This window comes from Nocardia sp. 2TAF39 (assembly GCF_052114905.1).
GTDB lineage: Bacteria > Actinomycetota > Actinomycetes > Mycobacteriales > Mycobacteriaceae > Nocardia.
In genome coordinates this window covers 147,696-169,271 of sequence record NZ_JBFRFQ010000005.1, presented here as the reverse complement: position 1 = coordinate 169,271, position 21,576 = coordinate 147,696, and the positions used below count along the sequence as shown (strand labels likewise).

Sequence of the window (21,576 nt, the reverse complement as noted above, 5' to 3'; positions counted from 1 at the left end):
GGGTACCACGACATAGACTGCTTCACCGAGAAGGTGCTCCTGCAACTGCGAACTTCGGTCCTAGACAAATCGAATTATCGCAGTTCAGAGCACCTTTTCCCTAATTCCGGCACGCAGTGCCGGAATTAGCGTGAATGGCCGAGGTTAGCCCGTCGGTCGCAAGCGTCGGGGGCTGGCAACTCAGCGACGGAATCTCTTACAACTTCGTCGGGAATCCGCCTGAGATGGGAGGAGGCTTTTATGGAAGCTACACCCGGAAACCCTCGCCCCGCTGAGCGTGCGACGACCTCCAGGAGCGGGACCAGAACGGGACCACACGCTATGAACGATGCCAAACAACCCGCTGCTCGTAGTGAGCTAGTAAGCTAACGAAATTTGCTGTCTACCTGCCGTTTTCGAGCCGCGGCCGACCTGGGGGTCAAGTGGTCGTTGCAACATCTCAGCTTGAAGGGCGGTGGGTGGAAGTTCCGGATCCAGGATGACCGCAGTGGGGCGGAGGCCGCCGGTTGACGTGTGGGCGGGACGCATACTTCCAGCTCATGCGTCAGGGCTACAGCAGTCGAGAAGCCTGCTGAATCGTCGGCGTCAACGTGCGCGCAGGTGTGAGATGACGCAACGGTTGGCACTCACCGCCGACAGGGAAGCCGGAAACTCCTATCCATGTGGAAGTTTCGACTGCCCGCCCGTCGGCCTGCCGGTGAGGATTGCAGTCACCAAGACAGCGGTCTCAGCGGCGTGCGGCAAGGCGCCTGTTGGTGACCTCCAGCTGGCGCACCGTGCCCGCCGCCAAGGCGCGCACCTGAGCATCGTCGAGCCGTCCGCACAGCCGCCCCCAGTGCACCGCGACCTGTTCCCCCACCGCGATATCCGGCACCGCCGCGTAGCCGTCTACCCGAATCGGCATGGGCCGCACCGTTTCCGCCGACAGCGCGAGCCGCCCGTCCCAGCTCAGCCTGCGACAGCGCAGCGCGATCTCGGTGTCGGTGCGGTCGACCACCGTCCCCCACGTGATCCGGCAACTGTCGAGCACATGCAGCGGATGTCCGTTGCCGCGGTCGAGCAGGCGGGACCACGGATACACGCCGAAGACGTGGAAGCAGTGGTTGGCTACGGCCTCGTTGGCGAGGTCCGGGGTCAGATGCGTCCAGTAGCCGCCGGCGACCGGGCCGAGCAAAGCCAGCAACTCGGCGGTGAACTCGGCCGGGTCCAGCTCGGCGCCGACCCCGCCGCCCAGCCAGTAGGACTCGACGAGGCGGCGATCCAGCGGGTCGGAGATCCCCGTCATCCCCGCCATCACCCGCAAATACGGCCACGCGCCGGTGAATCGCCGAGCCACCGCCCGCACCTGCTCGTCCGTCCCGTCGCGCAGCGCGACCGCATCGGGTGGCCCGCAGTAGCCGAGCCGGTTGGGGGCGTAGGCATACCGGGCGAACATCTCCGCTCCGCCGCCTGCCATCAGCCGGGCCGTTCTGCGATGCGGTCGGCGCGCCACCGCTGTTCGAGATCGCCGAATCGCCACACCCCGACAGCGATCGCCCAGGTGAGCAGGAACAGGCCGACAACGAGGAAGCCGAGCGCGCCGAGATCCAGATCGCCGACCCAGGCCAGCGGACCGTTGGTGACGCCGAACTGGTCGGTCAGGATCGAGATCATCTCCTGCGCGCCGATCAGGAAGGCGACGGCGACCGACAGCCCGGTCACGACGATGTTGTAGTAGATCGTGCGGAGCGGACCGGTGAATGCCCACCCGTAGGCGTAGTTCATGCAGGCGCCGTCCAGCGCGTCGAACAGCGCCATGCCCGCCGAGAACAGCACGGGCAGCACGAGAATCGCATACCAGGGCAGGTCGGTCGCCGCCGCGCCGCCCGCGATCACCAGCAGGCTCACCTCGGTGACGGTGTCGAAGCCGAGGCCGAACAGCAGCCCGACCGGATACATCCGCCACGGCGTGCGCACTGCCCGAGTCAGCGGTCGCAGTATCCGGTTCAGCGCGCCGCGGTGTTCCAGTTGCCATCGCAGCGCGGCCTCGTCGTAGTTGCCGCGCCGCACCCCGCGGAACATCCGCCAGATCCCGATCAGCGACACCAGGTTCAGCAGGCCGATGAGGAGGAGGAAGGTCCCCGAGACGCCGGTGCCGAACACACCGGTCCACCGCTGCAGCCTGGAGTCCCCGTCGCGCAGGTTCGCCGCGAGCGTCTTGACGCCGAATGCCAGCCCCGCGACCAGGACGAAGACGATGGTCGAGTGTCCGAGCGCGAACCAGAACCCGACCGACAGCGGTTTCCGCCCGTCCGCCACCAGTTTCCGGGTGGTGTTGTCGATCGCCGCGATGTGGTCGGCATCGAACGCGTGCCGCATCCCGAGCGTGTAGGCGGTGACGCCGAGCCCGACGCCGAACACCGCCCCGTCCACGATGTAGCGGCCGGGAACGACCAACAGGAGCAGCGCACCCCACCCGAGGACGTGCAGCGCCAGGATGACGAGCGCCATCGCGACGACGCCGCGCCGCTGCCTCCGGTCCAGCCGGGCCCATGCGCCGCGCGGCACCACAGAATGGTCGGCGACCTGGACGATAACGGACACCTCGCCTTCTTGCTCGGACGGGCGGTCGCGCCCGCCGTCTCAACAGATACGCGGCAACTGCTCTCCCGCGGGCAGATCCACCACGCGGGTCCCGCCGAGGGCCGTGCGGGCAACCACCATCCCAGGATGCTCGGCGACACACCGGCCGATGGCCGCCGCCTGCGCGCCCAGCGGGTGCTCCCGCATCGCCGCGAGCACGCGGTCTGCGTCCTCCGCGGCGACGAACGCGAGAAGCTTGCCCTCGTTGGCCACGTACAACGGGTCCAGCCCGAGCAGCCCGCACGCGTCCCGCACACCGGCGGGGACCGGAAGCTGCCGCTCGTCCAGCGCCACACCGACATTCGCGGCGCGAGCGATCTCGTTGAGCGACGCGGCGACGCCGCCGCGGGTGGGATCGCGCAGCATGTGCACGTCGGCGCCGGTCGCCAGCATCGCCGCGACCAGTCCGTGCAGCGGCGCGGTATCGCTGAGCACGGTGGTGCCGAACTCCAATCCCTCGCGACAGCTGAGCACCGCGACGCCGTGCACCCCGATGTCGCCGCTGACCAGCACGACGTCGCCCGGGGTCGCGCGCTGCGGCCGGATGTCCACGCCAGGGTCCACGAGGCCGATTCCGGCGGTGTTGAGATAGATCCCGTCCCCGTGCCCGGCGTCGACCACCTTGGTATCTCCGGTGACCAGCTGGACCCCCGCCGCCAAGGCCGCGGTGCCGACCGCCTGCGCGATGCGCGCGATGTCGGCCAGCGCGGTGCCCTCCTCCAGGATGAACGCGGTCGACAGCACCATCGGGCGCGCGCCCGCCATGGCCAGATCGTTCACCGTGCCGTTGACCGCGAGCTCCCCGATCGTGCCGCCAGGGAAAACGATCGGCTTGACCACGAACGAGTCGGTCGAGAATGCCAGCCGGGCGCCGCCGAGCGTGACCACCGCGGAGTCGCCCATGTCCGCCTGCGCGGCCGAGCCGAACGCGGGCAGGAACAGGTGCTCGATCAGCTCGCCGGACATCGCGCCACCACCGCCGTGGCCCATCACAATGTTCGGCGAATCCCGCAACGGCATCGGACACACCCAGCCGTCCATGTCGATCGTCACAGGAGCTGTGCCTTCCTCAGGCATGGGCCACCTCCGCCGGGAGATCGAGCCGACGGTAGAGGTAGTAGGCGGCGCATGCGCCTTCCGAGGACACCATGGTGGCACCCAACGGGTTTCGTGGCGTGCACTCCTTACCGAAGGCCGCGCACTCATTCGGTTTGATGAGCCCCTGCAACACCTCACCCGAGCGGCAGATCGACGACTCGGCGGTGTGCAGATCCCCCACCGAGAAGCGCTCTTCGGCATCGAACTCGCGGTAGCGCTCCGACAGCCGCCAGCCGCTGCGCGGGATCATGCCGATGCCACGCCACGCCCGGTCGGTCACCTCGAAGACATCCTGCAACATGGCTTTCGCGGCCGGGTTGCCCGCCGCGGCCACCGCACGCGGATAGGCGTTCTCCAGTTCGTGCCTGCCGGTCTCCAGTTGCAGCACCGTGCGGCGAATGCCCTCCAGGATGTCCAGCGGCTCGAAGCCGGTGACCACCATGGGAACCCGGTACTGCTCAGCCAGTGGCGGGTATTCGTCGGTACCCATCACCGTGCAGACATGCCCGGCCGCGAGGAATGCCTGCACCCGACAGGTGGGCGACTCCATGATCGCGGCGATGGCAGGCGGAACGAGCACATGCGACACCAGCAGCGAGAAGTTCCGGATGCCGAGTCGTTTCGCCTGGTAAACCGTCATGGCGTTGGCCGGGGCGGTGGTCTCGAAACCGATGCCGAAGAACACGACCTCGCGATCGGGGTTCTCCTTGGCCAGGTTGAGCGCGTCCAGCGGCGAGTAGACCACCCGGACATCGCCGCCCTCGCTCTTGACCCGGAACAGATCCTTGGTGCTACCCGGCACGCGCAGCATGTCACCGAACGAGCAGAAGATCACGCCGGGCCTTGCCGCGATCTCCAACGCCTTGTCGATCACCTCGAGCGGAGTGACGCAGACAGGGCAGCCAGGGCCGTGGATCATCTCGATCTGGTCGGGCAGTAGCTGGTCGATTCCGTGGCGGATGATCGAATGCGTTTGTCCGCCACAGACTTCCATGATCGACCAGCGTCTGCTGGTGGCGGCACGGATCCGGTCGAGCAGGTGCTTGGCGAGCTCGGGGTTGCTGAATTCATCCAAATACTTCATGGCGTCACCTCTGGTTCCTCGCGTGGCGGCTCGGCCGCGGGGTTGTCGAGACCCGCCTGCTTGGCAGCGATGGCGAAGCCGTCGCCGAATTCCTCGTTCAGTACGCCGAGATGTTCGAACTCGGCCAATGTCTTCAGCGCGGACTCCTCGTCCAGCCGCTGAATCGCGAATCCCACGTGAACCACGACGTAGTCGCCGACGGCCGCGTCCGGGATGTATTGCAAGCACACGTCCTTGTGCACGCCGCCGAAGTCGACGACCGACATCATCGTGCCGTCGCGCTCGTGCAGGCTGAGCACTTTCCCTGGCACCGCTAGACACATCGTTGCTCTCCTTCCGCTCATCCCCCGCTGCCCGCGAGGAGTTGCCCGAACGCGAGGCCGCCGTCGTTGGGCGGCAGCCGGTGATGGCTGATCACGGTGAACCCGCTGTCCCGCAGTAGCGCACAAGACCGCGTGAGCAGCAGGGCGTTCTGGAAGACGCCGCCGGACAGAGCGACGGTCGTCGGGGCCGCGGCGTAGCGGACCGCGAGATCGACCACCAACCGGGCGACGGCCGCATGGAACCGCGCGCCGACCACCGCGGCGGGTACGCCGCTGCGCACGTCGGCCACCACGGCCGCCAGCATCGAGGCAGGATCGATGGCGGCGGGATCGCCCTCGCCGAGCGTGAACCGGTATTCGGTCGCGCCTTCCTCCGCGCCACGCGACCGCCCTTCCAGCTCGATCGCCGCCTGCGCCTCGTAGTCGACCACGTGCCGCACGCCGGTCAGCGAGGACACCGCGTCGAACAGCCTGCCCATGCTGGAAGTGGACGCGCAGCCCAGCCCTGTCTCGAATTGGTGTGCCAGTACCGACCTTTCGTCCGCCGGACACGCGGCGACCGCGGGAATATCCTCGCTCCAATCGATCCCGGCAGACCAGAGATGTGCCAGCGCCATGCGATAAGGCCTGCGGACCGCGAGATCACCACCGGCGAGTGGCACATATTTCAGGTGGGCGAGCCTTCGGTAGCCCTTATAGCCGGCCAGCAGGACCTCACCGCCCCATACCGCGCCGTCCGGACCGAATCCGGTGCCGTCGAAGGCGATGCCGACCACCTGCTCAGAGGCGCCGAGCCCGTGCTCGCCCATCACGGCGGCGATGTGCGCGTGGTGGTGCTGCACGGTGTACATCGCTCGCTCGCCCGCGTGCCTGCGCGCCCACGCGGCGGAGCGGTAGCCGGGATGCGCATCGGCGACGAGCTGCACCGGGCGCACTCCGGTGAGATCGCCGAGATGCCGCTGTGCCGCGTCGAAGGATCGCAGCGTGGCCAGATCATCCATGTCACCGATGTGTTGACTCAGCCAGGCATAGCGGCCGTCGGCCACGGCGCAGGTGTTCTTGAGGTCGGCACCGACCGCAAGGGTCGGCGGCAGCGGGACCGGCAGCGCCAGTGGCAGTGGCGCATAGCCGCGCGAACGGCGCACGGGCAGCTCATGGCCGTCGAGCCAACGCACCACCGAGTCGTCGCAGGGCACGAGGATGCGCCGGTTGTGCGAGAGCCAGCCGTCGGCGAGCCCGGCGAGACGAGTGTGGGCGTCGTCGTCCTCGTAGCAGATCGGCTCGCCGCCGAGGTTGCCGGAGGTCATCACCAGCGTTCTCGGGCCGGGCGGATCGTCGGGTAAGCCGAACAGCAGGAGATGCAGTGGGGTGTAGGCGATCATGACACCCAGGTCCGGATTACCGGGCGCCACGGATTCGGCTGGGGCCGGGCAACGGTGTCGATCGGCGTTCGGCGCGGCGGAAACCGGCGCGCCGGACCTGGCTGCCATCGGTGCCGCGGTGCCACAAGATCCGGGAGCGGACCCGGCCGTCTCGGGATCTCCGTCGACCGCGTGGGGTGCCGCGGGCGCCGCCCGGCGGGAAAGCAGCACGATCGGGCGGGCCGGGCTGGTCAGCAGCGCGGCGGCCGCGTCATCGACCGCGACGATATCGCGAGCTGTCGCGAGGTCGGGCACCATGAGCGCGAAGGGCTTGTCGCCGCGGCGTTTACGCCTGCGCAGTTCGGCAACGGCGGCCTCGTTCGCGGCATCGCAGGCGAGGTGATAGCCACCGATGCCTTTGACCGCGAGGATTCCGCCCGCGCGCAACAGCTCACGCGCGGCGGCCAGCGGGTCACCCGCACCCGGTCCGGAGTACGCCAGCGTCGGGCCGCATTCCGGGCAGGCGATCGGCTGGGCGTGGAAACGCCGGTCGGCGGGGTCGGCGTACTCCCTGGCGCATCGATCGCACATGGCGAAGTCCGCCATCGAAGTCCGTTCGCGGTCGTAGGGCAGGCCGGCGATGATGGTGAACCGCGGCCCACAATTGGTGCAGTTGACGAACGGGTGGCGGTAGCGGCGGTTACCGGGGTCGCGCAGCTCACCCTCACAATCGGCGCAGATCGCGACATCGGGCGAGGCCAGCGTGCGCCCGCCGCAGGCACGGGTGGTGTCGGCAATGTGGAATCCGGTGCCGCCGCGCACCGGAAGGTCGGTCTGGTCGACCGATTCGACCACCGCGAGCGGTGGCGGCCGCAGGCGCAGCCGCTCGGTGAATTCGTCCAGAGCCGTTGGCGTGCCCTCGATTTCGATAACCACCCCGTTGCTGTCGTTGCTCACGCTTCCGGCCAGCGCCAGTTCGGCCGCGGTGGTGTAGACGAACGGCCGGAATCCGACGCCTTGGACCACGCCGCGCACGAGCAGGCGGCGCCGCAGCCGCGCGGCGGTCATAGCTGGTCTCCGCGCTGCAGCAGGCGCAGCCCGTCCAGCGCCGCCGCGGCGCCGGCCTCGTCGGTCTTCTCCACGACGAAGCCCATGTGGATGATCACCCAGTCGCCCGGCCGCGCCGGATCGTCCCCGAGCAGTCCGATATTCACTTTCCGCTGCTCACCGGACACGTCGACGAGCGCGATCTGGTCGTGATAGCCATCGAGGATGTCCACCACTCGTCCCGGGATGCCAAGACACATCGGTCATTCCTCCTGTCGCACTCGCGTCGGTGTCGGCGGCGATCCGTCCCGGGCCGTGCCGACCTGCGCCGTGTGGCCCTCGACGGGCTGGGCACCGGCGGGCATCAAGTCCGCAAGGACACGGCCGACAGCGGCGACCGCGTCGTCCACCGCGGCGGCGACGGGCTCGGACAGTCCGATCCCGTCGTCCACGGAGGCGACCTGGCAACCGACCACGACGGTCGGCGGCAGCGCGCCGCCCAGCGCCCGCACCCCGGCGAACACGGCGGCCGGAGTCATCGCGTGCGCGTCGAGATGCGCGGCGCCGGCGTCGTCGGTCGCGGCGCGGAACACCTCGACACGGCCGGGCTCCCCGTGATCGGGCAGCGCGTCGATCAGCACCAGCGCGTCCCAGGCGTCCAGCAGGTCGTAGGCGAGGTGCATGCCGCGAATGCCGTAGTCCATCACGCGCACACCGGCGTGGGGGTAGTGCGGCAGCCGCCGCACGACCTCGGGTCCGAATCCGTCGTCGCCCAGGAAGATGTTGCCGATCCCGGCGATCAGCACCGTGGCCGTCTGATCACCCCTCCCCTTCGGTCGGCGCCGTCGCGCCGCCGACGTTCGCGTCATCGACCTTGCCGGTCGCCGTCTCGTCCGGTTCGTTCGCGGTCTGCTTGCGTCCCTCGTAGGGCGGGGTGGCCGGTTCATCGCGGTGCCCCTGCGCCGTGCTGGACTCGCTTCGCCGTTCGGTATCGGTGCCGTGGGCCGAGGTGGTCTCCTCGTGTCCGATATCGCCGGGTTCGCGGTCGACGGTTCCGGCGGCCACGGTGTCGGAGCCGGTGTCGCGCGTACCGGGCTCGCCGCGGGCGTCTTGTGGCTCTTCGCGTTGGTTACCCATCATTTTTCCCTTCCGGTCGGCCGCTACATGTGCCGAATCTTCAGATATCGCCGGATATCCGGTATCGCCCGCAGGCCGAGGTACAGACCGGCCGCCGCGAGCACTGCGACGACGGCCGTCGAGATCACTCCCACCGATTCCATAGCGGACTTCCTTTCACTTGTCGGGGGTTGTCGAGCGGCTCCAGTTCGTCGGGCGCGAAATACAGGTAGCGGCCGTACCATTCGTGCAGATCGGCCGCTGGGTCGTCGTCCAGCACGACACCGACGTGCGCTTGCCCGTCCACGTCCGCGTGCACCGAGACGACCCGGGCTGCCTTGCCGTCGAAGAACAGGTCCTGGGCATCGGCCCGCCGAGACGGATGCAGCCGGACGCGGCTTCCCTTGCGCACCAGCACACCCGCGACCGGTACCGCATCGGACTCCGGGCGAACATCGTTGTCGGCCAACGGGTCCCACCAATCGATACCTTCGGGAACCTCCGGTATCAGTCGCGGCGGGTCGAGGTGCGGGTCGCGCAGCACACCGTGCAGCCGGCGCAGGTCCTCGGGCGTCATTCCGTCACAGCGATCGATGATCTCGGCGGCACGCGGATCGGTCGCCCGGGCCAGCACCTTCTCCTCGTCGGTCATCGTCATGACGCGCAGGGTGAGGATTTCGTCGATCTCGGTGGAGTCGAACAGGGGCCCCTCGCTCTGCTCGGCGATCTCCGGGTGGTCGTAGAGGATGATCGGCGAGATCAGCAGCAGGCTGTGGTCGCCGGAGGGTCCGGCAAGCACCGGGAAGCAGCGGTGCCGGTCGCAGCGTTCGGCCGCAGCCGCGGCGTCGGGTGGCGGATCCAGCAGCGAAACAAATTGTGCACCAGCGATTTCCGCGATGACGTGCGTCCCGATCAACGAGCGGGCAATGGCATCCTGCTTGTCGGCGGCCGGCGCGCCTACGTTGCGGACCGCGATCGTGAGCCGCAGGTATCGGTCGTCCCGGTCGATCGTGAGATCGAATCGCCCCGCGAGCGGCAACCGGTTGCGCACGAACGCGCCCACCAACCGTCCCGATGCGTCGGTGATCTCCTCGGTGTCGGTACCGCCCGGAACAGCCAGTGGCCGAACGAGATTCGCGGGCGTCAGCGGGCCGACGACGAGTTCCCGCGCGACGGCCTCGTCCCAGGACAACCACGACCGCGTATCGACGGTCAGCTCGGCGATCGGCGTACCAGCGCCGTCCACCACCTGTCGCCGCTGGAGCTGGAGGAATCGGATGGTGCAGGTGAGCACCGGGTTCTCGGCCGGATCGATCAGGCACTGCGCCGACATCGTGGACTCCTCACCGAGCCCGGCCGCGGCGGCACCTTCTGGACCCAGCACGCCGAACTGCCAGCGCGACTGGTTCTTGCGCGAGTTCGCCCGATACGGATACAGCAGGTAGCCCTCATACAGCACCGCGTCGGCGACGGCACGGGCGCGGGCGCAGGGGTCGGCGGTCACGGTAGCTCCTCCTCGCGGGCCAGCAGCTTGGTCACCGTGTCATCGAACCCGAGCAGGCCGTGCCCGGACTTGTAGGCGGCGAGGGCATCGAGGGTGTCCCGATGCAGGCGCAGCCAGCCGGTGTTCGGGAAATGCGCCGCCATCAGGTCGTGCCAGACCGAGATCGGCATGTCGAACTTGTCCTCGCGGTCCCAGGGAATCTGCTGGATCGCGAATCCTCCGCTGCCCTTGATGAAGACCGTGCCGCTGAAGAGGAACAGCAGTGGAACGACGCCCTCGCGCAGTGCGTGCAGATACTTCGACCCGGTCACCTCGAAGTCATAGGTGCACGGCATCGGCAGATCCACCTCCGCGCCACCGGTGAACCCGGGAACCATGGTGGCGCAGTGCATCCAGAGAAACGACCGCTGCGTGAGGTGCCAGCGCTCGCGCGGGCCGAACAGGTCGGCCAGCCCCGCGCCCTCCTCCTCTGAGTAGCCACGACGGAACGGCTCGATGCGCACCTGCGCGCGCAGGGCGATCGCGTGCACGGGCTCCTCCGCGAGTGCGGCGATACCGACTCGCGCGGACAGGATCGGTGTGACGGCGTACGGTTCCGGCTTCATTTCGAGCACAGCGAACGTCGTCGAGTAGACGGGGCTCATGCCGCACCGCCGCCCCGTCGCGCGCGCGCCGACACGGTGGCGAAGAACTCGTCCAGGTAGCGCCGCACGTCCTGCCCACCGTCGAATCCGCGCCACAGCAGCCGTATCCGGCCGACGAACTCGTAGCAGGTGTCGATCGGCAGCAGCAGGCAGCTCGCCGCCGCGGTTCCGCGTTCGGGCACCCGGATCAGGAGCGCCTCGACGTCGGCGGCCAGCACGTCCAGCTCAGGGTGCCGCTCCAGGATCGAGTTCCACTGTGCCAGAGGAAGTTCCGATTCAGTCGCACCCGCCGGCCCTGGATAGAGGGCCACGGTCCTGCCCAGCGCGGAGTTGCGGAAGAAGAACGCAAGGCCGACCGGTATCTCCAATGCGTCCCATTCGCCCTGGCTGATCGTGAAATCGGGAAACGCGATATACCGGTCCGGCACCGCCCGATAACGCAGCGCCGCGTTCTGGTCCACGAACAGCAGATAGCAGCTGCGGCATACGCACATCAGTTGGCGGCCTTCGACATTCACCACGTGCTGGTGCTCGTCGGCGATCTGTTCGGCGCACATCTCGCACCGTTCGCCCGCCCGCGGCGCGGACTTGCCGTCGGCGGTGATCCGCTGCAGGACCCGGAACGGCGTATTCACCCGCGCACCTCCACCGGCACCGCCACCGACAGTTCACCGGAGCGGACGAGCACCGGGAGTGGCTCGAGGTGTCCCTCGCCATCCACCCGCGCACCGGCGTGCACGACGTCGAAGTGCGCCCGGCAGGTCGGGCAGCGCAGCACCGCATCGCCGACCGGAAACCCGGCGCGCCGATGCAGCGCGGCGCCCGCCAGCGAGTTGTCGCATACCGGGCAGTGGTCCCGGTAGGCGAACACGTCCGAACTCACCCGGCAGGCCAGCACCGCAAGCCCGGCGACGGCGAATCCGCCCACTTCGCCGGCACGCAGCTCGGCCAGTTCGGGAACCGCGATCCAGCTTCCGGACCGGTCGCCGTTCGCGTGCACCCGTGCGAACAGTGAGTCGGCGGAGATCAGCCCCGCCGACTCCGTCTGCGCGACGACTTCGATGGACTCGATCTCCGGCGCCGCCGCGCGTACCGCGTCCTCGACGGCCAACTCCAGCGTCACCGACGAGGACGGGCAGCTGCGGCAACTGCCCGCCAGCTCCAAGCGAACCACGCCGTCGGAGATGCCGACCAGGCTGACGTCACCGCCGTGCGAACCGAGGTAGGGGCGCACGCTGTCCAGCGCCGTGCGTACCCTGGTGTGCACGTCATGCGGGTGTAACCCGTGCACGAGCAGCAGACTCGCGACCAGATCGTCGCGGGCCAGTCGCTCGATCGCCGCCGCGTCCAGCAACCCGAGCACGCGGGCCAGACCCGCGCCGTAGAGGTCGGCGACCTCACGCACCAACTGTTCGGCGCGCTCGCGGGCGAGAGTACCGCCCGCCGAACTCGCCTCCAGCAGCGTCTCGATGCGATCACCCGCCTCGCGCCACCGGCTGTCGGGCGTTGCGTTGTCCTGGCTGTCCGGGCGATCGTCCACCGTCATCTCCCGTCCCGTCGCCGGATCCGGACGCTCACTCCCCGGTGAGGGTCTGAGTCGGTGAGTGCAGTTTCTCCACTGTCTGTCCGTTGCCGAGATACATGTGCACGCCGCACGGCAAGCAGGGATCGAAACTGCGCACAGTGCGCATGATGTCGATGCCCTTGAAGTGCTCGCGGTCGTTCTCCTCGAAGATCGGCTGGCCCTGCACCGCGTCCTCATACGGACCCGGTGTACCGAAGCCGTCGCGCGGGCTGGCATTCCATGGCGTCGGCGGATACGGGTGATAGTTCGCGATCTTCCCGTCCCGGATCACCATGTGGTGCGACAGCACACCGCGCACCGCCTCGGTGAAACCGCAGCCGATGCTCTCGTCGGGCACCTCGAACTTCTCCCAGGTCTTGGTGTGGCCCGCCCTGATCTCCGCGAGGGCTTTCTCCGCGAAGTGCAGCGCGCAGGCCGCCGCGTACGCCTGGAAGTAGGTGCGGGCACGGTTGCGTTCGATCGTGTTGCTGCCCTGCGCGGGAATCTTCCATTCCAAGGTGGCCGGGCCTTTGACCGCGGTCTTGGGCAGGTTGATCTGCACGCTGTTCCCGGTCGCCTTCACGTAGCCGATGTCGACCAGGTTGGCCAGCGCCGTCGACCACAGCCGTGCCAGCGGGCCGCCGCCGGTGTCCAGGGCGAGGTGGTCGGCGCCGTCGAACCAGCGCGGCGACATCACCCAGCTGTATTTGTCTTCCAGGTCGCGCTTCTGCGGCTTGGGATTCGTGTGCTGGTTCCAGGGATGGCGCCGGTCCACCGGGTTGCCGAGCGGATCGGTCGGCACGAACATCTCCTGATCGGTCCAGTCCTCGTAATACGAACTGCCCAAATGGATTCGGATGCCGAGGTTGATATCCAGCAGGGAGGTGGTGCGAAGCTTCCCGTCCACCACGATGCCCGGCGTGACGAACATCTTGCGGCCCCAGTTCTCCATGTCCTTGTACTCGAAGTTGCAGACCTCGGGATCCTGGAACGAGCCCCAGCAGCCCAGCAGCGTGCGCCGCAGGCCGACCTGGTCGTAGCCGGGCAATGCCTCGTAGAAGAAGTCGAACAGGTCGTCGTGCATGGGCACGACCTTCTTCATGAACTCGACGTAGCGCATCAGCCGGGACATGTAGTCGGTCATCAGCTGAACCGTCGCGACGGTGCCCACACCGCCGGGATACAGCGTCGAGGGATGCACGTGCCTGCCTTCCATCAGACAGAACATCTCGCGGGTGGTGCGGCTGACCTGCAACGCCTCTCGGTAGAAATCGCCGGTGAACGGGTTGAGGGCCCGCATGATGTCGGCGATCGTGCGGTAGCCGTGGTCGCCCGCGTGCGGCGCCTCGGTGTTCTCCGCCCTGGCCAGCACGCCGGGATTGGTCTCCGCGACCATCTTCTCGCAGAAGTCCACACCGACCAGGTTCTCCTGGAAGATGTTGTGGTCGAACATGTACTCGGCGGCCTCGCCGAGGTTGACGATCCACTCGCCGAGGTGCGGCGGCTGAACGCCATAGGCCATGTTCTGGCAGTAGCACGAGCACGTCGCGTGGTTGTCCCCGCAGATACCGCAGATACGGCTGGTGATGAAGTGGGCGTCGCGCGGGTCCTTGCCGCGCATGAAGATCGAATAGCCACGGAATATGGACGAGGTGCTGTGGCACTCGACCACTTCGCGGTTCTCGAAGTCGATCTTGGTGTAGATGCCGAGGCTGCCGACGATCCGGGTGATCGGATCCCAGGCCATCTCGACGAGACGGTCCGGTTCGATCGTGCGGTGCGACGGCTCCGGGATGATCTGTGCCATCAGAGACCCTCCTACCAGGTGCGAGTCGCGCCGGTGTCCAGCTTCTGGCCCTTGTGCCGCCAGTGCGGCTCTTTGTCGACCGTGCGGGCGGTGATGTGACGGAGGCTGCGGATCACCGATCCGTAGAGCCCCGACGCGGCGGATGAGAACTTTCCGCCGGGCGGTTCATCCATGAACGGCATGAACTTGTCGGGGAATCCAGGCATAGTGCAGCCGATGCAGATACCGCCCACGTTCGGGCAGCCGCCCACGCCGTTGATCCACCCACGCTTGGGCACGTTGCACTTGACCACCGGGCCCCAACAACCCAGTTTCACAATGCATTTCGGCGAACCGTACTCGGTGGCGAACTCCCCCTGCTCGTAGTAGCCCGCGCGGTCGCAACCTTCGTGCACGGTCGCGCCGAACAGCCACTTCGGCCGCAGCGCTTCATCGAGCGGGATCATCGGCGCCTGTCCTGTCGCCAAGTAGAGCAGGTAGGTGAGCGTCTCCGACAGGTTGTCCGGCTGGATCGGGCAGCCGGGCACGCACACGATCGGAATGCCTGCTTTGCTCGTCCAATCCCAGCCGAGATAGTCGGGTACGCCCATCGCGCCGGTCGGGTTTCCCGCCATCGCGTGGATACCGCCATAGGTCGCGCACGTGCCTGCCGCTACCACGGCGGTCGCCTTGGGCGCGAGACGGTCCAGCCATTCGCTGGTCGTCATGGGCTGGCCGGTGGCGGGATTGTTGCCGAACCCGCACCAGTAGCCCTCCTCGTGGAGCTGCTCGTTCGGGATCGAGCCCTCCACCACCAGCACGAACGGATCGATCTCGCCGCGGTCGGCCTTGAAGAACCACTCCAGGAAATCGTCGGCGCCGCCATTCGGGCCGCACTCGAAATCGATGAGCGGCCAGTGCACGGCGATCTTCGGCAGGCCGGGAAGAGCGCCGAGGGCGATCTCTTCGACGCTCGGCTGAGTGGCCGCGGTCAGCGCGACCGAGTCACCGTCACAACTGAGTCCTGCGTTGATCCAGAGAACGTGGATCAATGTGTCCTCGGCTTGTACTGCTTCTCGTGTAGGCATCGGACTGCCACCTTCCGCAGCGGATCATCGGGAGCCGATCTCACCTTTCTCGAAGAAGGCCACCCGTCGATGTGATCCTTGTCACGTCATTTTAGAGCTCGCCCCATACGTTGCTCAAGGCCACGCCACCGGACCGGCGACGCTGCGCGGTGAGCCAGTCGTACCAGCGAGACAGCCCTTCTCCGGTGGTCACCGAGAGCGGAAGGACCTCGACACCGGGGTGTACCGAGGCGGCGTACGCACGACATCTGTCGAGGTCGAAATCGACGTAGGGCAGCAGGTCCATCTTGTTGACGAGCACCAGGCCCGCCGCCTGGAACATGTGCGGGTACTTCAGCGGCTTGTCGGTCCCCTCGGTCACCGAGATGATCACGACCTTGTCGCGCTCGCCGAGATCGAACAGCGCCGGGCAGACCAGGTTGCCGACGTTCTCGACGAACAACAGCGTGCCCGGCCCGGGATCGAGGGTCTCCAGCGCGCGATACATCATCTCGGCATCGAGGTGGCACCCCGCACCGGTGTTGATCTGGACGACGCGGCAGCCGGTCGCCCTGATCCGTTCGGCGTCCAGCAGCGTCGCCTGGTCGCCCTCGATCACCGCGATCGGCGTCTGACCGAACTCGCGGATGGTCCGCTCCAGCAGGGTCGTCTTGCCCGCACCAGGGGAACTGGTCATGTTGAGTGCCAGGATGTCGCGCTCGGCCAGCCAGGCCCGGTTGCGCCGCGCCAGTTCATCGTTCTTGGCGAGGACCTTCAATTCCAGGCTGACCGTCTCGGTGGCGGGCAGGTGGACGTGGTCCGCGCCATGTGGATGGTCGTGCTCGGACGAGTGGGCGTGGTCGTGCCCGTCGTCGTGGTGATGCTCGTGCGGGACGCGGATCACGGCCGCCGCATCGTCGCCACATCCACAGGTTGCGCACATCTCTCGCTCACCTCCATCGATCGGATACGCAGCTCGCGCCCGGACCGGATCTCCACATCGGCGCTGCCGCACGGACACAGCGGGATCGGATCGGCGAGCCGGAATTCGGCGCCGCAGCTGCGGCATGCCGCGACGCCCGGAATTTCCACGAGGATCAGCTCCGCCCCCGCCGCCACCGTCGCCTCGGCCGCCAGTTCGAAGCAGAACCGCATGGCCCCGGGCACGACGGCGCAGAGCGCGCCGACTTCGACGGTGACGGAGTACACCCGCCGTCCCGCCGCGTGCTCACAGACGGCGTCGATGACACTCTGGGTGATAGCCATTTCGTGCATCGCGGCCTCCGCTCCTCGAGAGGACTCTTCGAGGCTACTCCCGCGCCGAGGCCCGCCGTGCGAAAACAGCGACACCCTGGCAAATGCCGAGAATCCGGCGTGCGACGCACATGCCTGCCGCCGGAGCCCGGTCTCTCGCGCCAGCGAATGATCTCCTGCTGATCTCGGCCGGTGGGAAGAAGATGGCTCATACCGCTACGCCGAGGGGATGCGCCGGCATGCGGCAGGAGTCAGTCGCGGTTGACGGTCGCGAGTACTTTGCCGCTGTTCGCGTCGATGGTCACCTCGTGCTCCACACCGTCGGGGGTGACGAGTTCGACCTCCCACACCGCGCTGGCGCCGTCGGTGTCGAACTCGGCGGACTCAGTCCGGCCGCCGGGCACGGCTTCGACCGCTTTGTCGATGGCTTGCTGCCGGGTGATTCCGGGATCCGCGATCAACGACCAGTCCGTGGCGGTCGCGGAGAAGGAGACGGTGTGCCCGAATTTTTCGCCGGTGGCGACGACCCCGAGGGCGAGGCTCACGCCGGCGACGACGGCCACGGCGGCGGCGCCGACGAGGATCCAGCGAAGACCGGCGAACGCGCGGTGGAGAACGGTTGCCATGGTGAAACCTCCTGCGGGAGTGGTGCTCTCGAATGGAATCATCACTGTGGCAAAGCGAAGCTGAAGGCGAGCTGAAGCCACCTGAAGATCGCTTCAGGGACAGTCTGCCACCCTTGGGGGATGCGTCTGCTGATTGTGGAAGACGAGAAGCGTCTGGCCCTCGCCCTCGCAAAAGGGTTGTCCGCCGAGGGATTTGCCGTGGACGTCGTCCACGACGGCACCGAGGGACTGCACTCGGCCACCACCACCGACTACGACCTGATCATCCTCGACATCATGCTGCCGGGCATGAACGGCTACCGGGTATGCGCCACACTGCGCGACGCGGGCCATGAGACACCCGTGCTGATGCTTACCGCCAAGGACGGCGAATACGACGAGGCCGAAGGCTTGGACACCGGCGCCGACGACTACCTCAGCAAGCCGTTCTCCTATGTGGTGCTGCTTGCCCGCATCCGCGCCCTGTTGCGTCGCCGAACACGCGGCGGTGCACAGGTTTTGCGCATCGGCGATCTGATCGTGGACCCCAACACCCGCACATGCCGGCGCGGCGCACACGACGTGACACTCACCGCGAAGGAGTTCGCCGTCCTCGAGCACCTGGCCGTGCGCGCCGGGGAGGTGGTGTCGAAAGCCGATATCCTCCAGCATGTCTGGGACTTCGCCTACGACGGCGACCCGAATATCGTCGAGGTCTACATCAGCACGCTGCGCCGCAAGATCGACGCTCCGTTCGATCGCCGATCGATCACCACCGTCCGCGGCGCGGGCTACCGGCTGGTGGCCGACCGTGGTTGATCGACCGAGACGCAGTCGAGGGTGGTGGAGTTCGGTCCGGGCACGCACCACCGTCGCGGCCACCGCCGTCGTCGCGGTGGCCCTGACCGCTGCCGGGCTGGCGGTTCTCGCGGTGCTGCGGCACAACTTGGTCGAGAGTGCGAGTCTGCACGCGGAGACGACAGCCCGCGACGTGGCCACCCAGCTCGCGGCGAGCACCGACCTCACCCGGTTGAAGCTGCCCGACGCCGACAGCCAACCGGTGCAGGTTGTTTCGGCCGACCGCCGGGTATTGGCGGCCGACGACGACTTCCGCGGCCAACCGCCCATGGCCGACTTCGGCCCGTACTCGACGTCCCATGAAGACGAGGACGAGCCGGACAACGAGGTGGACGGCGACCAGGACGACGAGGACGACCAGGACGACGAGGACGGGCCGCCCACTGCCGCCACCAACGACCCGACCACCACCGAGGTCGTATTCGGTGATGTGCGGCTGACGGTGAACGGGGGCGAACCAAGCCCCTTCCGGGTGGCCGCGGTCGCGGCGACCACCGCGGGCGGGCAACCCGCCACGGTCTATGCCGGCGTCTCCCTCGACACCGCCGACAGCGCGGTAGCCGACGCGCGGCAAGCCATGCTGATCGGCCTGCCGCCGCTGCTCGCTGTGGTCGCCGGGGTGACCTGGCTGGTCACCCGCCGTGCCCTGCGCCCGGTGGAGTCGATCCGGTCCGAACTCGCGGAAATCATGGACGACGGCGACCTCTCCCGCCGCGTCCCGGAATCCGCCTCGCGCGACGAAATCGCCAGGCTCGCAACCACTACCAACGCCACGCTCGCCGCTTTGGAGGCCTCCGCGGAACGCCAGCGCCGCTTCATCGCCGACGCCGCGCACGAACTGCGCAGCCCCATCGCCAGCTTGCGCACCCAACTCGAGGTCGCCCAGGCACACCCGCACCTGCTCGAACTGGACGGCGTGATCGGAGACACCGTCCGGCTGGAACATCTCGCCGCCGATCTGTTGCTGCTGGCCCGGCTCGACGCGGGCGAGCAACCACGTGCGGACCGGGTCGACCTGGCCGCACTGATCCGTGACGAACTGGCCCATCGGGTCGGCGACCGGATCACCGTCGACACCGCTCTGCCGAACGACCCCGTCTTGGTCACCGGCAGCCGACTCCAGCTCGCTCGCCTACTGGGCAACCTCGTCGACAACGCCCAGCGGCACGCGACCAGCACCGTGCGAGTCGGCCTGCACCACACTGGCGATCACACCGCCGTGCTGGACGTCGCCGACGACGGTCCCGGCGTTCCGGAAGCCGACCGGGCCCGAATCTTCCAGCGTTTCGTCCGCCTGGACGATGCCCGCAGCCGCGACGAAGGCGGTGCAGGACTCGGCCTCGCCATTGTCCGCGACGTCATCGAACGGCACGGAGGCGATATCCGCGTAACCGACGGTATCGACAGCGGCGCCCGCTTCGTCGTCACCCTGCCCACGGTCGATGTGTGACTGCTCCCTGCACGCATCTGCCAAAGGAGTCCGCGAAGCGGAAATCACTTATATGAGAAACCAGAATCATCACGACACTGTCGAAACAGAACCGATACACGCGCAACCATCGATCCTTTTCCGCGCCTTTATATTTCATCATTTCGAGAAGGTGCTCGCCGCGGCAGAGCATTTCAGTAAGAAAATTTGCGCCCAGTTCGAATAACCGGAGAATCTGCCCGAGAAATGAGGCATTGCGCGCACGCCGACACTGGAGGATGGTGAGTATGTCCGGTGGCGCCACCGGGGCGCCGCCCTGACCAGGGCAGGAGGTGGCTCGTGTACGCACGTTCAAGCACAATTGCGGCCCAGCCGTCATCAATCGACAACGGGATCGCAAACCTCCGCGATGAAGTGATGCCGAATCTGTCCGAGATCGAGGGGTGGGTTGGCCTGTCGTTGATGGCAGACCGGGCATCAGGGCGCTGCATTGCCACAACCGCGTGGGAATCCGAGGGGGCGATGCATGCCAGCAGAGGGCGGGCCCAAGCACTGCGTGATGGTCTGGCCCACATGCTCAACGGCCCGGTAGAGCGGGTCGAAGAATGGGAAATCGCGGTTATGCACCGTGATCACCCGGCCGGCGACGGCGCGTGCACTCGCTGCGCGTGGCTGCAGACCGCTCCGGACAACATCGACCAGGTGATCGACACCTTCAAGGTGGGAGTGCTGCCGGAGACCGAGATGATCGACGGGTTCCGCAGCGCCAGTCTGTTCGTCGACCGGGCAACCGGCCGAGTGGTAGGTGCGACGGTCTGGGCGAGCCGCGAGGCGCTGGACAACAGCCGCGAAAAGGCGGATCAGATCAGGGCCGCGGCGACCCGGCGGATGGGTGCCGACGTGCTCGAGGTGGCGGAGTTCGACCTGGCTTTCGCTCATCTGCGCGTGCCCGAGATGGCTTGACATCATCCGTCATCCGGCCGCGAAGTGGGAGACTTCCCGGCCGGATGTCTTGATTCTTTGGAAACCGCCTCCTATCAGGCCAGTTTCAAGCTGCGACCGATGATTTCCTTCATGATCTCGGTGGTGCCGCCATAGATGGTCTGGACGCGGGCGTCCATATAGGCCTTGGCGATCGGGTATTCCTTCATGTAGCCGTAGCCGCCGTGCAGTTGCAGGCAGCGGTCGATCAAATCGAGCTGCTCTTCAGTGCTCCACCACTTGGCCATGGCGGCGTCCTCGGCGGTGAGCTCACCCTGGTTGAGCATTTCGATGAACTTGTCGACCATGAGGCGCACCGCGGTGGTCTTGGTGGCCAGCTCGGCGAGCACGAAGCGGGTGTTCTGCAGGGCGCCGATAGGCTTGCCGAACGCCTTGCGGTCGCGGACGTACTGAACGGTCATCTCCAGGCAGGCCTCCATCGCCGCGGCCGCCATGACGGCGATCGACAGGCGCTCCTGGGGCAGGTTGCGCATGAGGTGGATGAAGCCCATGCCCTCGGTGCCGAGCAGGTTCTTGCCGGGCACGCGCACGTCGGTGAAGCTCAGTTCGGCGGTGTCCTGTGCCTTCAGGCCCAGCTTGTCCAGGTTTCTGCCGCGTTCGAAGCCGGGCATGCCGCGCTCGACCACGAGCAGGCTGAAGCCCATGGCGCCCTTGTCCGGGTCGGTCTGTGCGACCACGATCACGATGTCGGAGTTGATGCCGTTGGTGATGAAAGTCTTGGCGCCGTTGAGGATCCAGTCGTCACCGTCGCGCACCGCGCGGGTCTTGATGCCCTGCAGGTCCGAACCGGTGCCCGGCTCGGTCATCGCGATCGCGGTGATGATCTCGCCGGAGCAGAAGCCCGGCAGCCAGCGCTGCTTCTGCTCGTCATCGGCCAGCTCCAGCAGGTAAGGGGCGATCACATCGTTGTGCAGAGCGAAGCCGAGACCGGAGTATTGACCGCGCACCGACTCTTCGGCGACGATGGCGTTGTAGCGGAAGTCCTCGACCCCGCCGCCGCCGTACTCCTCCGGCATGGCCATGCCGAGGAAGCCCTGCTTGCCCGCCTCCAGCCAGACCTCGCGGTCGACGATGCCCTGCTCTTCCCACTTCATGTGGTTCGGCGCGACATGCTGATCGAGAAACTTGCGGTACGACTCCCGGAAGAGTTCGTGTTCGGGTTCGAACAGTGTGCGCTGCACGCCAACCTCCTAGTGACCCACACCAGCCGGA

At 67.4% G+C, this 21,576-nt stretch carries 22 protein-coding genes and 1 pseudogene; 3 read left to right on the top strand and 20 right to left on the bottom strand.

Annotation, left to right across the window (positions count from 1 at the left end):
• Window positions 1-727 precede the first annotated feature (727 nt).
• The 19 genes and pseudogenes from AB4Z47_RS05410 to AB4Z47_RS05320 form a co-directional block, all read right to left on the bottom strand.
• Window positions 728-1,435 (bottom strand): DUF6390 family protein, encoded by a 708-nt coding sequence (locus tag AB4Z47_RS05410; RefSeq protein ID WP_441948292.1) that lies wholly within the window; start codon window positions 1,433-1,435, stop codon window positions 728-730.
• Between the two features lie 20 nt (window positions 1,436-1,455).
• Window positions 1,456-2,523 (bottom strand): HoxN/HupN/NixA family nickel/cobalt transporter, encoded by a 1,068-nt coding sequence (locus tag AB4Z47_RS05405; protein ID WP_441948317.1) that lies wholly within the window; start codon window positions 2,521-2,523, stop codon window positions 1,456-1,458.
• 99 nt (window positions 2,524-2,622) lie between these two features.
• Window positions 2,623-3,699: a hydrogenase expression/formation protein HypE gene (gene hypE / locus AB4Z47_RS05400; RefSeq protein ID WP_441948290.1), complete on the bottom strand. Its 1,077-nt coding sequence runs from the start codon at window positions 3,697-3,699 to the stop codon at window positions 2,623-2,625.
• Window positions 3,692-4,804 carry a hydrogenase formation protein HypD gene (gene hypD / locus AB4Z47_RS05395; RefSeq protein WP_441948289.1) on the bottom strand — a complete coding sequence of 371 codons (1,113 nt, stop codon included), beginning with the start codon at window positions 4,802-4,804 and terminating at the stop codon, window positions 3,692-3,694. Before hypD ends, hypE begins: the two co-directional genes overlap by 8 nt.
• Window positions 4,801-5,127 carry a HypC/HybG/HupF family hydrogenase formation chaperone gene (locus AB4Z47_RS05390; protein ID WP_441948288.1) on the bottom strand — a complete coding sequence of 109 codons (327 nt, stop codon included), beginning with the start codon at window positions 5,125-5,127 and terminating at the stop codon, window positions 4,801-4,803. The genes hypD and AB4Z47_RS05390 overlap by 4 nt, the downstream gene beginning before the upstream one ends.
• 17 nt (window positions 5,128-5,144) lie before the next feature.
• On the bottom strand, window positions 5,145-7,556 hold the full coding sequence (locus tag AB4Z47_RS05385) for a carbamoyltransferase HypF (RefSeq protein ID WP_441948287.1): 2,412 nt from the start codon (window positions 7,554-7,556) through the stop codon (window positions 5,145-5,147).
• Complete coding sequence (locus AB4Z47_RS05380; RefSeq protein ID WP_441948285.1) at window positions 7,553-7,795, bottom strand: HypC/HybG/HupF family hydrogenase formation chaperone; 243 nt, start codon at window positions 7,793-7,795, stop codon at window positions 7,553-7,555. The genes AB4Z47_RS05385 and AB4Z47_RS05380 overlap by 4 nt, the downstream gene beginning before the upstream one ends.
• A gap of 90 nt (window positions 7,796-7,885) precedes the next feature.
• A pseudogene (locus tag AB4Z47_RS05375) lies at window positions 7,886-8,404 on the bottom strand (hydrogenase maturation protease); the annotation flags it as partial.
• On the bottom strand, window positions 8,355-8,672 hold the full coding sequence (locus AB4Z47_RS05370; RefSeq protein WP_441948283.1) for a hypothetical protein: 318 nt from the start codon (window positions 8,670-8,672) through the stop codon (window positions 8,355-8,357). The gene AB4Z47_RS05370 and the pseudogene AB4Z47_RS05375, both read right to left, overlap by 50 nt.
• 23 nt (window positions 8,673-8,695) lie before the next feature.
• On the bottom strand, window positions 8,696-8,815 hold the full coding sequence (locus AB4Z47_RS05365; RefSeq protein WP_441948281.1) for a DUF6893 family small protein: 120 nt from the start codon (window positions 8,813-8,815) through the stop codon (window positions 8,696-8,698).
• A complete protein-coding gene (locus AB4Z47_RS05360) occupies window positions 8,797-10,155 on the bottom strand; it encodes a hypothetical protein (RefSeq protein ID WP_441948280.1) in 1,359 nt (452 codons plus the stop codon). The genes AB4Z47_RS05365 and AB4Z47_RS05360 overlap by 19 nt, the downstream gene beginning before the upstream one ends.
• A complete protein-coding gene (locus AB4Z47_RS05355; protein ID WP_441948278.1) occupies window positions 10,152-10,799 on the bottom strand; it encodes a DUF6084 family protein in 648 nt (215 codons plus the stop codon). Before AB4Z47_RS05355 ends, AB4Z47_RS05360 begins: the two co-directional genes overlap by 4 nt.
• Window positions 10,796-11,434 (bottom strand): DUF5947 family protein, encoded by a 639-nt coding sequence (locus AB4Z47_RS05350; RefSeq protein ID WP_441948277.1) that lies wholly within the window; start codon window positions 11,432-11,434, stop codon window positions 10,796-10,798. Before AB4Z47_RS05350 ends, AB4Z47_RS05355 begins: the two co-directional genes overlap by 4 nt.
• Window positions 11,431-12,345 carry a NifU family protein gene (locus AB4Z47_RS05345; protein WP_441948275.1) on the bottom strand — a complete coding sequence of 305 codons (915 nt, stop codon included), beginning with the start codon at window positions 12,343-12,345 and terminating at the stop codon, window positions 11,431-11,433. The genes AB4Z47_RS05350 and AB4Z47_RS05345 overlap by 4 nt, the downstream gene beginning before the upstream one ends.
• A gap of 28 nt (window positions 12,346-12,373) precedes the next feature.
• Window positions 12,374-14,170, bottom strand: a complete 1,797-nt coding sequence (locus tag AB4Z47_RS05340; RefSeq protein WP_441948274.1) for a nickel-dependent hydrogenase large subunit — start codon at window positions 14,168-14,170, stop codon at window positions 12,374-12,376.
• 11 nt (window positions 14,171-14,181) lie between these two features.
• Window positions 14,182-15,237 carry a hydrogenase expression protein HypE gene (locus AB4Z47_RS05335; protein ID WP_441948272.1) on the bottom strand — a complete coding sequence of 352 codons (1,056 nt, stop codon included), beginning with the start codon at window positions 15,235-15,237 and terminating at the stop codon, window positions 14,182-14,184.
• 91 nt (window positions 15,238-15,328) lie between these two features.
• Window positions 15,329-16,159, bottom strand: coding sequence for a hydrogenase nickel incorporation protein HypB (gene hypB / locus AB4Z47_RS05330; RefSeq protein ID WP_441948270.1), 831 nt, complete (start codon window positions 16,157-16,159; stop codon window positions 15,329-15,331).
• Window positions 16,117-16,491: a hydrogenase maturation nickel metallochaperone HypA gene (locus AB4Z47_RS05325; protein ID WP_441948269.1), complete on the bottom strand. Its 375-nt coding sequence runs from the start codon at window positions 16,489-16,491 to the stop codon at window positions 16,117-16,119. Before AB4Z47_RS05325 ends, hypB begins: the two co-directional genes overlap by 43 nt.
• Before the next feature lie 230 nt (window positions 16,492-16,721).
• Entirely contained in the window at window positions 16,722-17,096 is a 375-nt protein-coding gene (locus AB4Z47_RS05320) for a PepSY domain-containing protein (RefSeq protein ID WP_441948267.1), read from the bottom strand.
• A gap of 120 nt (window positions 17,097-17,216) precedes the next feature.
• Here AB4Z47_RS05320 and AB4Z47_RS05315 point away from each other — a divergent pair, with 120 nt between their 5' ends.
• The 3 genes from AB4Z47_RS05315 to AB4Z47_RS05305 all read left to right on the top strand — a co-directional run bounded on the left by AB4Z47_RS05315 (window position 17,217) and on the right by AB4Z47_RS05305 (window position 20,325).
• On the top strand, window positions 17,217-17,894 hold the full coding sequence (locus tag AB4Z47_RS05315; protein WP_441948266.1) for a response regulator: 678 nt from the start codon (window positions 17,217-17,219) through the stop codon (window positions 17,892-17,894).
• Entirely contained in the window at window positions 17,887-19,383 is a 1,497-nt protein-coding gene (locus AB4Z47_RS05310; protein WP_441948264.1) for a sensor histidine kinase, read from the top strand. Before AB4Z47_RS05315 ends, AB4Z47_RS05310 begins: the two co-directional genes overlap by 8 nt.
• Before the next feature lie 396 nt (window positions 19,384-19,779).
• The gene (locus AB4Z47_RS05305; RefSeq protein ID WP_441948263.1) at window positions 19,780-20,325 is read left to right on the top strand and encodes an antibiotic biosynthesis monooxygenase; all 546 of its coding nucleotides are present in this window, start codon (window positions 19,780-19,782) and stop codon (window positions 20,323-20,325) included.
• 74 nt (window positions 20,326-20,399) lie between these two features.
• On the opposite strand, the gene AB4Z47_RS05300 is transcribed toward AB4Z47_RS05305, so the two are convergent.
• Complete coding sequence (locus tag AB4Z47_RS05300; RefSeq protein WP_441948261.1) at window positions 20,400-21,545, bottom strand: acyl-CoA dehydrogenase family protein; 1,146 nt, start codon at window positions 21,543-21,545, stop codon at window positions 20,400-20,402.
• Window positions 21,546-21,576: the final 31 nt, after the last annotated feature.

Bases quoted from the DNA above. Each gene is read 5' to 3' on its own strand.
- AB4Z47_RS05410 (WP_441948292.1), bottom strand. From the start codon at position 1,435: ATGTTCGCCCGGTATGCCTACGCCCCCAACCGGCTCGGCTACTGCGGG.
- hypE (WP_441948290.1), bottom strand. From the start codon at position 3,699: ATGCCTGAGGAAGGCACAGCTCCTGTGACGATCGACATGGACGGCTGG.
- hypD (WP_441948289.1), bottom strand. From the start codon at position 4,804: ATGAAGTATTTGGATGAATTCAGCAACCCCGAGCTCGCCAAGCACCTG.
- AB4Z47_RS05390 (WP_441948288.1), bottom strand. From the start codon at position 5,127: ATGTGTCTAGCGGTGCCAGGGAAAGTGCTCAGCCTGCACGAGCGCGAC.
- AB4Z47_RS05385 (WP_441948287.1), bottom strand. From the start codon at position 7,556: ATGACCGCCGCGCGGCTGCGGCGCCGCCTGCTCGTGCGCGGCGTGGTC.
- AB4Z47_RS05380 (WP_441948285.1), bottom strand. From the start codon at position 7,795: ATGTGTCTTGGCATCCCGGGACGAGTGGTGGACATCCTCGATGGCTAT.
- AB4Z47_RS05370 (WP_441948283.1), bottom strand. From the start codon at position 8,672: ATGGGTAACCAACGCGAAGAGCCACAAGACGCCCGCGGCGAGCCCGGT.
- AB4Z47_RS05365 (WP_441948281.1), bottom strand. From the start codon at position 8,815: ATGGAATCGGTGGGAGTGATCTCGACGGCCGTCGTCGCAGTGCTCGCG.
- AB4Z47_RS05355 (WP_441948278.1), bottom strand. From the start codon at position 10,799: ATGAGCCCCGTCTACTCGACGACGTTCGCTGTGCTCGAAATGAAGCCG.
- AB4Z47_RS05345 (WP_441948275.1), bottom strand. From the start codon at position 12,345: ATGACGGTGGACGATCGCCCGGACAGCCAGGACAACGCAACGCCCGAC.
- AB4Z47_RS05340 (WP_441948274.1), bottom strand. From the start codon at position 14,170: ATGGCACAGATCATCCCGGAGCCGTCGCACCGCACGATCGAACCGGAC.
- AB4Z47_RS05335 (WP_441948272.1), bottom strand. From the start codon at position 15,237: ATGCCTACACGAGAAGCAGTACAAGCCGAGGACACATTGATCCACGTT.
- hypB (WP_441948270.1), bottom strand. From the start codon at position 16,159: ATGTGCGCAACCTGTGGATGTGGCGACGATGCGGCGGCCGTGATCCGC.
- AB4Z47_RS05325 (WP_441948269.1), bottom strand. From the start codon at position 16,491: ATGCACGAAATGGCTATCACCCAGAGTGTCATCGACGCCGTCTGTGAG.
- AB4Z47_RS05320 (WP_441948267.1), bottom strand. From the start codon at position 17,096: ATGGCAACCGTTCTCCACCGCGCGTTCGCCGGTCTTCGCTGGATCCTC.
- AB4Z47_RS05315 (WP_441948266.1), top strand. From the start codon at position 17,217: ATGCGTCTGCTGATTGTGGAAGACGAGAAGCGTCTGGCCCTCGCCCTC.
- AB4Z47_RS05305 (WP_441948263.1), top strand. From the start codon at position 19,780: ATGCCGAATCTGTCCGAGATCGAGGGGTGGGTTGGCCTGTCGTTGATG.